Origin of the sequence: Candidatus Kurthia intestinigallinarum, from assembly GCF_003991225.1 — a bacterium.
Lineage (GTDB): Bacteria > Bacillota > Bacilli > Bacillales_A > Planococcaceae > Kurthia > Kurthia populi.
This window is the reverse complement of sequence record NZ_JTFC01000005.1, coordinates 46694-61002: the sequence shown is the minus strand read 5'-3', so window position 1 is coordinate 61002 and position 14309 is coordinate 46694. Positions and strand designations below refer to the sequence as shown.

The following is a 14309-nucleotide window of genomic DNA, read 5'->3' as shown; positions in this document are numbered from 1 at the left end:
AAAATATTAGTGATTCATTTTTGGACGTGTTACGAATAATGATAATACAAACCCAATAACCGCTAAAAGAACAATGAAGAAGAAGGCATGCTCTGTACCTGCAGCAATTAATGTTTCAATGCTCGCTTTTGGATGTTCAGTAGCATAGGATGCTTGACCTGTTGTCATCAATGTAATGGCAATAGCTGTACCTGCAGCACCCGCAATTTGTTGAAATGTGTTCAGTACGGCAGAACCATGTGTGTACAATTGTTTTGGTAATTCATTTAATGAGTTCGTTTGTGCTGGCATGATAATTGTTGATGCACCGATAAAGAAAATCATATATGCCACAATTACAATCCATAATGGCGTTGTTGCACTAACGAAGACATATAACATAACCGTTGCAATAACGAAGCATAGGAAGCCAATTGTTAAATAAATTTTCGCACCAACGCGGTCAAATGTATTCCCAACGACTGGTGCTAATGCTGCATTTAAAATATTACCTACAAGCATTGCTAGGCCAGCGCTTGTTGCTGTTAATAACAAACTACCTTTTAAATACATTGGCATTAAAATAGCCATCGCTAAAATTAAGGCGAATGAGATGAATAATAGTAATGAGCCAATTGTGAAGTTACGGTATTTAAACACATGTAAATCAATCATTGGCTGCTCGCTTGCAAATTGACGCCATACGAATAATAGTAAGGCTACAATACCTGCAACTAAACCAACTGTTGAAGAAGTTGTTCCTTCTGAAAATGTGCTTAGGCCATAAATAATACCCCCAAAAGCTACTGTTGAAAGAATAACAGATAGGAAATCAATTTTTGGTTTTGTTAATGTTGTAACATTGTATACTTTCGACATAAATACAACAAGTAAAATGATATATAATACCACACTTACCCAGAAAATATAATGCCAGCTTGAAATATCGACGATAAAGCCGGCTAATGTTGGTCCAATAGCTGGGGCTAATGTAATAACCATCCCCATGATACCCATTGCTGCCCCACGTTTTGTAATTGGGACAACAATTAAAATAACATTAATCATAAGCGGTAAAACGAGACCTGTACCTACTGCTTGGATAACACGTGCAAGTAATAAAATTTCAAAATTTGGTGCGATTGCGCCAATAATTGAACCAACAATCGAGAAAACAAATGCAAGGATGATAATTCCTCGTGTTGAGATCCATTGAATAATTAAAGCTGAGACCGGAACTAAAATTCCTAATACTAATAAATAACCGGTTGTTAACCATTGTGCTGTTCCAGCGCTAACATTAAAGTCGGTCATCACATTGGTCATAGCCATGTTCATTGCTGTTTCCCCAAATAAGCCGACGAATGTTGCAATCATTAATAAAGCAATCATCGGTTTGGGATTCTTTTGTTGTTCTGTAGTCATACTAACTCCCTTTACTAGACCAGTCTATATAATTTAATTCCAAAAAAATATTAGACCGGTTTATATATTTTTTATTCAAAAAACAATTCCTAGGCTCCTATGCGAAGAAACCTGGAATTGTTTTTCGTAGCATATGAATGGGCTCATTTGATTTTTTCGTAATCGATAGCATTAATACGCCTTCAATGGCAGCACAAATCGATACTGCAAGAGCGCGTGCCTCTGGCTGAGCGACACCTGAAGCGACTATCTTCTTATAATAAAGCTGCTCTACCTGATTGTAATTTTCCTGACACACTTGTCGAATCTCTTCATTCGCAAATGCTGATTCTAACGAAATCAGTGAAAAGGGCGGCATGTCTAACTTATCCGGTGTTTCTAGATTTTCAAAGCGCTGACTCATCTTATCTAAATAATGTTGAATCGCAATGACTGGATCTAGGTCCGAATCTAAATGCGCTTGAATGTCCTTAACCAATCGATTGGATGACGACTGTACCACCTCTTTCACGAGTTGATCCTTACCATTTGGAAAATAATGATATAGGGACCCTTTCGGTGTGCCAGATTCTTTTAAAATCTGATTCAGCCCTGTCGCATGATAGCCTTGTGAATGAAATAGCTTCGTTGCTACATCTAGCAAGTGATCACGCGTCGGATTATTTTTCATAAGAATGTCCTCCTAAACAAATTATAACGATTGGTCTACTCGATATATCTTACGCTTTTCAATTTTGAAAGTCAAGAAAAAATCCATTGAAAAATACATGCCTACGCATCCTTTTAATCAATTATTTTATATTGAAGATAGCCTTTTCCCGTCTCCTTGACGGTATAAAGCAATTGGTCTGCAAGTTCAATTGCAACATCAAGTGGCTGACGATTGGCAATAAGCACCGCACCGATACTATAGCGTAAATGAATGCGTCCCTCGTTAATCGTTTGCTTTGCCATATGCTCCCAAAATGCTTGCGCATTTGTCTCAATTGCATAATCATTTTTGACAATCACAATAAATTCATCGCCGCCAAATCTCGTAATAATTGCGGATTGCTTCTCGAAATATTGCTTGGCCGCTTCTACCGTTTGAATCAGCGCCTGATCGCCTACAAGATGCCCGTAACGATCATTAATTAATTTAAAATCATCCAAATCAAACATATAGAGCTGATACCATTCATTTTCTGCAAACATTTCCTGAAATACATCTATCATAAATGAGCGCATATATGCCCCTGTTAAATCATCCACATTCATTTGTTCTCGTAATTCATATTTTTGCTGAAGTATCTCCATATCATTCATTTGCTGCAATAAATTATTGTGTTGATAGCTTTGAATCACTTGGCGCTGTAGTTCAACTACTTTTTCATAATCCTCATATTGTAAATAATGTTCAATTACTAGTGGATATACATATTCACGAATTAATGGATCATTTTCTGTTTGTTCAAATGTAATCATTTCCAACGCTAACTGCATCGCCTTTTTATGTGCATTTTCTGCAAGATAAAGTCGTAATTGCAATAAAAAATAATCATTTTTCATCACCTGACTATGTTGTGTAATTACGAATTTATTTAAACTATTAAAAAGTAAGCGTGCTTCTAAAATTTGTCCTAGTTCTAGTCGCAGACGAGCTTCTAAAAAATAAACATATTCTATTAAAAAATAGCCTCTTTTTGCTTATTTTGTCGTTGTTGAATAATTTGTACTTCTTTTAAGGATTGTTCAAATTGACCGTTGAGCATATGAAGTGCCGCCAATGTATAATATACCTGATTTGAATAAGAAGAAAACTCACTTTTTTGCAACGAAATTGCTTTTTCAAAATAATAGATTGCCTTTGCGTGTTGCTTGAAAAATGACCAGCAGTGCATCATCAGCATATAATAGCGGCGACTCTGTTCGGCATTTTTAATCCATGGAAAAATCGGTTGAAGCTGCGCGACAATTTGGACCATTTCTGCAAACTTCGCCTGAAAAGAATAACTTTCGCCAAGTAATAGCAAACAGTGAAATTGTTGGTTTCTATTTTGTTTAATTGCTGACGATTTTAATAATTTTTTTGCTTCATCAATTACTTCATGATAAGCTTTCTGACGGTATAATTTTTGCAATTTATGTAAGGATTGTTCTACATAGTGTATTGCCATGAGGCACCTCCGTTCAATACTATAGTACAAGAATAGCTTATTCGAATCGCAATAAAACAGTAATGCATCTTAATAATTCGGTGATAAAGAACCGTTTTTTATCTGTTTAATTATTTATTAAGTCTTTTATTAAGATAAAAGACTTTATTTTACAACAAAAAGAGAAGTACATTAATTATGCACTTCTCCTTTTGCTTACGCAATGTCCTGTTGTTTAAATACTTTTGTAACTGTTTTACAGACAATTTTTATATCCAACCACAATGAATAATGCTGTACATAATAGGCATCATAACGCACTTTATGCTCATCACTAATCAAATCTCGTCCATTCACTTGCGCATAGCCTGTAAGTCCTGGCTTAGCAGCATGTACATTGAATTGCTCTCTCTTTGAAATTAACTCATATTGATTGTACAGTGCAGGTCTTGGTCCAACAAAGGACATATCACCTTTTAAAATATTAAATAGCTGTGGTAGCTCATCCAAACTCGTTTTACGTAAGAAATGGCCGCTTTTTGTAATAAAGGCAGCCGCATTTTGCAGCTCATCCGTCGCTAAATTTGGTGTATCTATCGCCATTGTTCGAAATTTATAGATTGTAAAATGTCCATCATATTGTCCTTTTCTTTTTTGCTTAAACAATACTGGACCCTCCGAATCTAATTTGATCCATATAGCAATTAAAAGCATGGGCAAGAATAGGATAAAAATCAATAACGTAGCGACTAATAAATCGGTCATACGTTTCATTCATACTCCACTCCCATCTCTTGTTGCTCACACTGTCGAAAAATAACCATCTGTCTATCCAAGACTTTTTCTTCATCATATTGTTCTAAAAAGCGTTGGCGTCCAGCTTTACCAAAAGCTTTAGCCATTTGCGGGTGTTCAAATAATTCGTTCATTGCATCCTTTAAATCAGATGCACTTTGAACAGTACATAGCAGCCCTGTTTTTTGATGAATCACTTCTTCACGACATCCCCGAATATCCGTTGCAATCACTGGTTTTTCCATTGCCATTGCTTCAATAATGGAACGCGGGAGTCCTTCACGATGACTCGGCAACACGAATGCATCTGCTGCATGAAGTAATGCTGCAATATCCTGTCGTAAGCCTAAATACGTAACATTTTTTTGAACTGTAGCGGGAAATGTATCGCGATCTCCTTCTACTTGACCGCCAACAATAACAAGATGTGACCTTGGTTCATTTAACAACCGAAAGGCTTCTGTTAATTCTGCTAATCCTTTTTCGTATACTAGACGACCAACGAATAAGTAAACAAATGTGTCCTCAGCTAATCCGAGTTTTTGGCGCATTTCGTTTCGATTATAGTCATTTGGCTCAAATAGTTTCCGATTGACGCCATTTTGAATATGAATTAATCGCTCTGGGCGTTTAAAATGATTGTTCACAGCTAACTGATAGTCTTCTTCACTTTGGAAAAAGACATAATCACTACCCCATTTTGCTGCATACTTTTCAAGTGTATACGCAATTGTGTAAGGAATCTTATTCATACGCTCATGAAAGTAAAAACCATGCGCCGTATAAATAATCGTTGGTACACGTGCTATCTTCGCTGCAATTCTTGCCAACATACTCGCGACAGGTGTATGGGTATGCACAACATCAAATTTTTCGGATTTCATAAGCTTCACAAGTTCTTTTAATGCCTTCGCATGAGTCGCCATACGCATACTACGTTCAAAAGAAATGGCGTGCATATTGGAATGCTTAGGCGCAGTGGTTATGAGGCAAGCAATATGCACTTCATGCCCCTCTTTTTGCAAACGATGAATCAGTGGCAATAGAAATTTTTCTACTGTAAAGTCTACCGCCGTTACTTGAAGAATTTTCATTTAATTCTCCTCACATTTTTAATGAAATGCGAACAAATAAAATCGCCATTTCATCCGATGAACGTCGCATTCCTTCATCTACCCAGCCAAAGATAATACCCATCGCAGCTTTTAAAATATAGCGCTCATATAAGTCATTTTCTTTTGTGAATTGCATATTATAGGGTGTACCTTTATGCGCCTTATAAAAACGTAAATAATACTTTTCTAATAACTGTTCTAATCGTAACGTTGTTTCACGCGAACTTTTTAGTCCCAACAAGCAATTTGTTAAAGCTTCTTCTTTTTTCATATAACTAAATAAAGCAGCAATAGGTGGAAATGGCTTTGTCACAAATTGATTTAACCCCTTATTCACATAAGTAGGTGACATTATATTGTGCAAGATGATGTCGACATGGTAAAAGAAGTACTCCATATAATTCGTATAGAGCTCTTGCTTATCTTTAAAGTGTAGATAAAATGTTGCACGATTAATTTGAGCTTTCGATGAAATATCCATTACTGTAATGCGATCAAATTCCTTTTCTAATAACAGCTCTTTAAATGCATGGTTTATTAACTCTTTTGTATGAATTACTTCTACTCTTTTTGTCGGCATCGTTATTCCTCCTATCGCTCAATTTTCCATAATTCTTTTTTATCGTTTTCTAAGTCGTCATATTCTACTGTGAATGGTCCTTTACCAGCAGCAGTAAATGAAACAGTACCTTCCACTTCTTTACCAGCTTTAATTGTTTCACCCATATTATTTTCAACTGCAGATGTTAAATTTTTTGCTTCTGAAGTTTGTACATTTAATACAAAGGCATCAAAGAGTTTCTTTTTGTCCGTTGTATTTTTAACTTTTAAATGCAGCGTTAACGTATCGTCTTTCACTTCTGTTGAAAGCAATTGAATTTTGAAACCATCTACTTTTACAGCATCGTATTTCTCATCAATCTCGCCTACTTTAATTTGTGCCTTTGCCTCATTAGCATCATTAGTTTCTTCTACTTTTTCAGCTTTATTACATGCAGCTAAAAATAGCGAAGCTACTAGTAATAACATCATTGTTTGAGTTAACTTACGCATACATAACCACCCTTTTTTAATTAATATGAAAGAAGAAGGGCTACCGAGGTAATGATCCCTTCATTCAGAAATAGCAAAGAAATCGCCAAAAGCGATTTCTTATGCTACTCTTCGTTCAACGGTAGCCCGATTTAAAAACTAATCTGCTGGTACAGTGATTGATGCTTGACCATCTTTTAATTTTTCATAGTTGCGAACTGTGATAACATCACCTGCACCTAAGATTTTCTTGTTACCGTCAGCATCATAGACATATTTACGTGTAATTGTGAATTCGCCATCCACAACATCATACGTTGCTAATGCCTTACCATTCACTGATAACTGTACTTTCGTTACGCTTGCATCTGTTGTACCTGTAATCGTATATGTCGCTTTATCAACATTCTCAATTACAACTGGTGCTACTTCAGTTGCAGTTACGGTTTGCTCTGCATAGTAATTTTGTTTTCCATTATCAGCTACTGTTACGCGAACGATATCGCCTGCACCTAATAATTTTTTATTACCTTGTGCATCATAGACATACTTACGATCAAATTCATATGTGCCATCTGCATTTACATTTGCGAATACTAAATCTTGGCCATTTACTGTAAGCTTAACTTTTGTAACATCTGGCCCAGCAGTACCCGTAATTTTTGTTGATGTAAACTCACTCGTTTGGACTTCGATGGCATCCATTGTAATTTGTAATTCTGAAGGCTGTACGATTGTTGATCCTGCTGTAACAGGTTGTTTTCCTGGCCCGTAATATGAGACAACGATTTCGTCGCCTGCACCTAGTACCTTCTTGTTGCCCGCTGTATCATAAACATACTTACGATCAAATTCAAACGTACCATCTGCATTTACATTCCCAAGAACTAAGTCTTTGCCATTCACTGTTAATTTAACTTTTTCTGTTCCTTTTGGTGCTGTACCTGTAATTAATGTGTTAAATTCTTTTATTTCATTAACAACAATCGCACCTGAAATTGCTGGTGTTTTCACTGTTCCTTCACTTGAACCTGCTTCATTTTCAGCTTTCACTGTTAAGTCGGCTTCTGGCCCTACTGTACCAGGTACTGTAATCGTAAAGTCGCCGTTTGCATCTGATGTACCACTGCCGACTTCATTTCCGTCTTTATCATAGATTGTAACGTCTGTATTTGGATCTGTTTTACCTGTTACTTCGTAGCCGTCTGTTGGGTTACCTGTTACTCCAAGCTCAGATGGTGCTGCTGGTGCTACGACTTCATCCGCTGGTGTTTGCGTTGTTGCGCCTTCACCTTCACCCGCGCTATTTTCAGCTTTGACTGTTAAGTCTGCTTCTGGCCCTACTGATGCTGGTACCTCAATGGTGAAGTTTCCGTCTGCATCTGCTGTTCCCGTGCCGACTTCGTTCCCGTCTTTGTCATATACATTCACCGTTGCGCCTGGCTCTGTTTTACCTGTTACTTCGTAACCATCTGTTGAGTTACCTGTTGTTGCCACATCCGTTGGTGCCGCTGGTGCTACCACTTCATCCGCTGGTGTTTGCGTTGTTGCGCCTTCACCTTCACCCGCGCTATTTTCAGCTTTCACTGTTAAGTCTGCTTCTGGCCCTACTGATGCTGGTACCTCAATGGTGAAGTTACCGTCCGCATCCGCTGTTCCTGTGCCTACTTCGTTCCCGTCTTTGTCATATACATTCACCGTTGCGCCTGGCTCTGTTTTACCTGTTACTTCGTAACCATCTGTTGAGTTACCTGTTGTTGCCACATCTGTTGGTGCCGCTGGTGCTACCACTTCATCCGCTGGTGTTTGCGTTGCTGCGCCTTCACCTTCACCCGCGCTATTTTCAGCTTTCACTGTTAAGTCAGCTTCTGGTCCTACCGATGCTGGTACCTCAATGGTGAAGTTTCCGTCTGCATCCGCTGTTCCTGTGCCGACTTCGTTCCCGTCTTTGTCATATACATTCACCGTTGCGCCTGGCTCTGTTTTACCGGTCACTTGGTAACCATCTGTTGAATTACCTGTTGTTGCCACATCCGTTGGTGCCGCTGGTGCTACCACTTCATCCGCTGGTGTTTGCGTTGTTGCGCCTTCACCTTCACCCGCGCTATTTTCAGCTTTCACTGTTAAGTCGGCTTCTGGCCCTACCGATGCTGGTACCTCAATGGTGAAGTTTCCGTCTGCATCCGCTGTTCCCGTGCCGACTTCGTTCCCGTCTTTGTCATATACGTTTACGGTTGCGCCTGGCTCTGTTTTACCTGTTACTTCGTAACCATCTGTTGAATTACCTGTTGTTGCCACATCCGTTGGTGCTTCTGGTGCTACCGCAGGATCTGCTGGTGTTTCTGTTGAAGCTGGCTCACTTTCACCATTTGCATTTGTAGCGGTTACCGTTAGTGGCGCTTCTGGGCCTACCGAGCCTGGAACGTCAATTGTAAAGTTTCCGTCTGCGTCCGCTGTTCCTGTGCCGACTTCTTTGCCATCTGCATCATACACAGTCACATCTGAATTTGGTTCTGCTTTACCTGTTACTTCGTAGCCATCTGTTGAGTTACCTGTTGTCGCCACATCCGTTGGTGCTGCTGGTGCTACGAAATCATCTGGGTTTCCTTGGTAATAAACTGTACTCTTACCATCAGAAGATGCGAATAAATCTAACGTAATAACATTCCCTTTTACAACTGACCCTACGAATTCTGCATCAAGCGTCGGATTTGTATTTAAATATTCAGCTGGCCCTGTCACTTTAGTAGGGATAACAATTTCTGTGTCCCCTAACACAGCCGCGTCCGCCAATTGATTAACGATGGCACCGCCAGCTGTAATGACAGCCTTTAATGTTGCAACAGCTGTTGAAACTGTTAATTTAAGTGGAACTAACGCTGCGTTTAGTGCTGCCGCTGGTAGTGCTGCTAAACCTGAGCCTGTCGCATTTAATGCTTGAATGGCGTTATCTAAATCCGTTAATACGGTATTTAAATTTTGTGCTAAAATCAAGCCTAATCCGTCATCGATTGGTGCAGATAATACGGAACCGTCCGCATTTACAGTGACAGGGGCAGTAAATGTCGCTTGACCAACTTCACCTAAATTATTTAATAGATTTAATTGTTTGTTCACTTCATCTAGGTTAATGCTAATACCTGGCGTTGCAGAAACTGCTGATGCAACCGCATCTAATACAGCATTCGTCGCATCAAGAACTGGTTCTACAAGTGGTACTTCGTTAATACGAACTGTAATAGATGAATCAATTTGAGCTTGACCATTTGGTTGTACAAGGCCTTGTAATTCCTCCGGTACACCTAGAACAACCTGTTTTTTACCACTAGTAATCGTGGAAGCTTGTGCAAGGGATGCCCCTGAAACTGTAAAGTCCACGTTTTGTGTACCATCTGGATTTAGTTGGAAACGATCTGCAGTTGTTGTTCCTGAATTATTTGTTAATGTCATATTACTTAATAATTCAATATCTAACACAGCCGCACTAGCAGATTTTTGAGAAACATTTGGCTTTCCGTTTTCTCCAAATGAAATTGCATAAGGTGTAGCAACTAATGAAAATGCAAGCATTGATGCGGCGGCACTTTTAGTCCACTTTGAATAGTTTTTCTTCGGCATTTCATAACCTTCTTTCTGAATTTTAGAATATGGGTAATACAGATAAAACTTCTACAACTTACTAGCTCCCTCTACCAGGCCAACACCTCCTTTAATGTACAATCACTTAAAAATTAAAGTGCGTCACGAGCGCAGGCTTGCAAGTTGGGTCTAAGCAACTTTTGATATCTACGACAATGCCGTCCTCTTTTGCTAGTAATGTCGTTAAATACGGCCACGATTTTTCAATATACTCATCATGTGCAACCGCGACAACAACCGCATCCGATTTTACTAACTCACTTTCTTTACTTAGACGTAGCTGATAATGCTCGTATACTTCTTCGGCATCTGCATGTGGATCGTGCACTTGAATCGATACTCCGTAAGCTTCTAACTCCCGCACGAGCGCTGCCACTTTCGTATTTCGAATGTCTGGTATATTTTCTTTAAATGTCACACCTAAAACCGTTACGAGCGCATCCTGTAGTATGACACCTTGTGCATGAAGTTTTTTGACAATCATGCTCGCCATGTGCTCAGGAAAAGCATCATTTAATCGACGACCTGCTAAAATCAGTTCTGGATTATAGCCAACCTGCTGTGCTTTATACGTTAAATAATAAGGATCGACGCCGATGCAGTGACCACCGACTAGACCCGGTGTAAAGTTTAAGAAATTCCACTTCGTTCCCGCTGCCTTTAACACTTCTGACGTATTAATATCTAAAGCATCAAACAATAGCGCAAGCTCATTCATAAATGCAATGTTGATATCACGCTGCGTATTTTCGATGATTTTTGCTGCTTCTGCTACTTTAATAGAAGGTGCCTTATACACGCCAGCCGTCACAACTAGCTCATACACCTCTGCAATACGATTTGTAATAAAGGATGTTTGACCTGCCACAATCTTTTGAATCGTTGTGAAACTACGTTTTTTATCCCCTGGATTGATACGCTCCGGAGAATAGCCAACGTGAAAATCTACACCTTCGCGCAGTGATGAAAAGCGCTCGAGAACTGGTATGCATTCCTCTTCTGTTAATCCTGGGTACACAGTAGATTCATAAACAACAATTGTTCCAGGTTTTAAATGCTGTCCAATCATTTTTGAGGCACTTAAAATTGGTGTAAGATCTGGTTGATTATCCGTATTGATTGGTGTGGGCACGGACACAATAATAAAATTACATTGTGCTAATTCTTCTGGGTCTGACGTATATTGAATATTTGTATGTGCTAATTCATAGGATGTCACTTCATTTGTTACATCTATGCCAGCAGCTAATTCTTTTATTCGCTTATTACTGATATCAAAACCAACAACTTGTCGAACCTTTCCAAAGCCTACTGCAACTGGTAAACCCACATAGCCTAAGCCAACGACACCAATTTTATAGTTTTTCATATACTGCCTCCTCCACTGCATAATACGATTCATACCATTTCACAAAGGAACGAATGCCCTGCTCAATCGTTGTCTGTGGTACATAACCAATTTTTTGTTGCAGTGCTTGAACATCCGCATACGTATTTGGTACATCACCAGGCTGAATCGGCATCAAATTCTTTTCCGCTACACGCCCAAGTGTTTTTTCCAATACTTCAATGAAATCCATTAATTTCACAGGCTCACTATGTCCGATATTTACAACCTGGTAAGGTGCAAAGCTTTCAGGTAAAGGTGCTCCTTGCTCATACCATTTTTCATTTACTGCTGGAATGGTATTCATTAAACGGGTAATACTCTCTACGATGTCATCGATATATGTAAAGTCTCGTAGCATTTCACCGTAGTTGTACACATCTATTGTTTTATTATTCAGAATATTTTTTGTAAATTTAAATAATGCCATATCAGGACGACCCCAAGGACCGTATACAGTGAAAAAGCGCATTCCTGTTGTTGGTAACTCGTATAAATGACTATAGGAATGTGCAAATAACTCATTCGATTTTTTCGTTGCGGCATACAGACTCACCGGATGATCAACTGAATCATTTGTTGAAAACGGATAATTTTTATTACCACCGTACACCGAGCTAGATGATGCATATAAAAAATGAGGTGTTTTAAATTCTCGACAGCATTCTAAAATTGTCGAAAAGCCAACAATATTCGTTTGTACATACATCTCTGGAAAGTCGATACTGTAACGAACGCCAGCCTGCGCTGCTAAATGTATCACGCGCTCAAACTGATTCACTGAGAAAAGATGTACCATCGTATGTCGATCCGCAATGTCTGCCTCTATAAATTCAAACTGTGGATGTGCAATCTGTTTCAGACGATCTCTTTTCAATGTAACGTCGTAATAATCATTTAAATTGTCTACCCCGACAACATGATGTCCATCCTCTACTAATCGCTTCGTTAAATGCGAACCTATAAATCCCGCACATCCTGTTACTAAAATACGCATCCTATCCCCTGCTTTCTGCGACAACCCGTTGTCGTTGATTTGCAAAACTTAATAGTTTGCCTTTAATATCCTCTACTGGTGTTTGTAAAATAACCGCCAAAAATTCATCTAGCTCTTGCTGGGTACAGCTTTGTGTCGCACCCACATAAATTTTATTAAACACCTTATGCAGTAATTGCTCCTGTTCACCTAATAAGGTTTCATGTAATTTTTCGCCTTCACGAATGCCCGTTTCTACAATTGGAATGTCTTCTAACTCATGACCTGACAAGCGAATTAAATTTTGTGCCAAATCGATAATTTTTACCGGCTTTCCCATATCTAAAATGAAAATTTCGCCGCCTTCTGTTAAAGAAGATCCTTGCAATACTAAACGTGCCGCTTCTGGAATCGTCATGAAATAGCGTGTCATTCGTTTGTCTGTTAACGTAATCGGGCCCCCGTTAGCAATTTGCTGTTGAAATAATGGGATTACTGAGCCACGAGAGCCAAGTACATTCCCAAAACGGACAACCGCGAATTTTGTGTCACTTTGTTTTGCCACTTGCTGAATAATCATTTCTGCTACACGCTTTGTTGCGCCCATGATATTTGGTGGATCAACAGCTTTATCACTCGATATCATAACGAATCGTTCGACACCTGCCTTGTGTGCTGCCTGGGCTACATGACGCGTACCAAAAATATTGTTTTTAATACTGTCATATGGATTCTGCTCCATTAGTGGTACATGCTTGTGAGCTGCCGCATGGTAGACAATTTCAGGACGATGCGTGTACATCACTTGCTCAATCGCATCAGCATCGCGAATATCAGCAATCATGCACTGAAGAGGAATCGATGTCAGTCCACGTAACTCTCGTTCAATTAAATAAATCGAATTTTCACCATGCCCGAGTAAAATTAGTTTTTTAGGCTGTAGACGAATTAATTGACGACAAATTTCAGAACCAATCGAACCGCCAGCACCTGTGACAAGTACAACCTTATTTGTTACTGTTTCACGAAGCTTTGTTTCATCAAGTGCTACTTCCTCACGTCCGAGTAAATCGTCAATGTGGACATCTCGCGTTTGATGAATTGGCTTACCATTTACTAAGTCTTCAATAGAAGGAATCACCTGCGTTTTTAATCCTGTTTCAATACATAGCTGCATAATTTGACGGAGCTTTTCACGATTGAGTGAAGGAATTGCGACAACTAATTGATCTACTTGAAACTTAAGGGCTGTACTTTTTAATAATTTAATCTCACTCAGTACTGGTATAGAGCCAATTTCCAACCCAATTTTTTTATAATCATCATCTACAAAACCAGCGATGTCATATTGTTTTTTATGACGTAATCGATCTGCGAATAGGCGTCCCGCTTCTCCTGCTCCTATAATAAGAAGCCTTTTCTTTTGCTCAGATGCAGTATTCACTAATCTACTCTCACCTCTCACTTTATACTGATAAGAAATACGTGTAATAAGTAGATAACATATTAATACAAGTACTGATAGTGTCACGGTTTCAACTGGTGCACCTAGTAATAATTGAGTAACACCTGCAATCGCACTCATGCTCAATGTGCAAAATAGTAAGCGACTCGCACTTAGTGAATGCACATCTTTTTTATAAAGTTGTGTTAAAAAAGCAGCAACCATTGTCATTGAAACAACTAGACATACAGCAAAAATTAGACTATACGATATACTTTTTTGTGAAGATAAGCTAAATGTCATTAAAAATAATAAAATCAACAGTGTTAAATCAGATATAGTCCATTTCCAATTAAATAACAATTTACGCAAACATCATCAC

Annotated in this window: 12 protein-coding genes; all 12 read right to left on the bottom strand. The window is 38.8% G+C overall.

Going from position 1 to position 14309, the window contains the following annotated elements; translation table 11 throughout:
- Positions 1–6: 6 nt before the first annotated feature.
- On the bottom strand, positions 7–1404 hold the full coding sequence (locus tag QI30_RS01095) for a DHA2 family efflux MFS transporter permease subunit (protein WP_126989103.1): 1398 nt from the start codon (positions 1402–1404) through the stop codon (positions 7–9).
- Positions 1405–1501: 97 nt separating this feature from the next.
- Positions 1502–2074 (bottom strand): TetR/AcrR family transcriptional regulator, encoded by a 573-nt coding sequence (locus tag QI30_RS01090; RefSeq protein ID WP_126989102.1) that lies wholly within the window; start codon positions 2072–2074, stop codon positions 1502–1504.
- A 113-nt stretch (positions 2075–2187) separates the two neighbouring features.
- Positions 2188–2931, bottom strand: coding sequence for a GGDEF domain-containing protein (locus QI30_RS01085; protein WP_158620930.1), 744 nt, complete (start codon positions 2929–2931; stop codon positions 2188–2190).
- A 137-nt stretch (positions 2932–3068) separates the two neighbouring features.
- Positions 3069–3560, bottom strand: a complete 492-nt coding sequence (locus QI30_RS01080) for a hypothetical protein (RefSeq protein WP_126989100.1) — start codon at positions 3558–3560, stop codon at positions 3069–3071.
- A gap of 195 nt (positions 3561–3755) precedes the next feature.
- Positions 3756–4313 (bottom strand): sugar transferase, encoded by a 558-nt coding sequence (locus QI30_RS01075; RefSeq protein ID WP_126989099.1) that lies wholly within the window; start codon positions 4311–4313, stop codon positions 3756–3758.
- Entirely contained in the window at positions 4310–5428 is a 1119-nt protein-coding gene (locus QI30_RS01070; RefSeq protein ID WP_126989098.1) for a glycosyltransferase family 4 protein, read from the bottom strand. The genes QI30_RS01075 and QI30_RS01070 overlap by 4 nt, the downstream gene beginning before the upstream one ends.
- Before the next feature lie 10 nt (positions 5429–5438).
- Entirely contained in the window at positions 5439–6029 is a 591-nt protein-coding gene (locus QI30_RS01065; RefSeq protein WP_126989097.1) for a TetR/AcrR family transcriptional regulator, read from the bottom strand.
- 11 nt (positions 6030–6040) lie between these two features.
- Entirely contained in the window at positions 6041–6502 is a 462-nt protein-coding gene (locus QI30_RS01060; RefSeq protein ID WP_126989096.1) for a DUF4352 domain-containing protein, read from the bottom strand.
- A 138-nt stretch (positions 6503–6640) separates the two neighbouring features.
- Positions 6641–10099 carry an adhesive domain-containing protein gene (locus tag QI30_RS21160; RefSeq protein WP_126989095.1) on the bottom strand — a complete coding sequence of 1153 codons (3459 nt, stop codon included), beginning with the start codon at positions 10097–10099 and terminating at the stop codon, positions 6641–6643.
- A 106-nt stretch (positions 10100–10205) separates the two neighbouring features.
- Positions 10206–11489 (bottom strand): nucleotide sugar dehydrogenase, encoded by a 1284-nt coding sequence (locus QI30_RS01050; protein ID WP_126989094.1) that lies wholly within the window; start codon positions 11487–11489, stop codon positions 10206–10208.
- Positions 11476–12504: an NAD-dependent epimerase gene (locus QI30_RS01045; RefSeq protein ID WP_126989093.1), complete on the bottom strand. Its 1029-nt coding sequence runs from the start codon at positions 12502–12504 to the stop codon at positions 11476–11478. The genes QI30_RS01050 and QI30_RS01045 overlap by 14 nt, the downstream gene beginning before the upstream one ends.
- Before the next feature lies 1 nt (position 12505).
- Positions 12506–14299: a polysaccharide biosynthesis protein gene (locus tag QI30_RS01040; protein ID WP_233600494.1), complete on the bottom strand. Its 1794-nt coding sequence runs from the start codon at positions 14297–14299 to the stop codon at positions 12506–12508.
- Between the last annotated feature and the right edge of the window lie 10 nt (positions 14300–14309).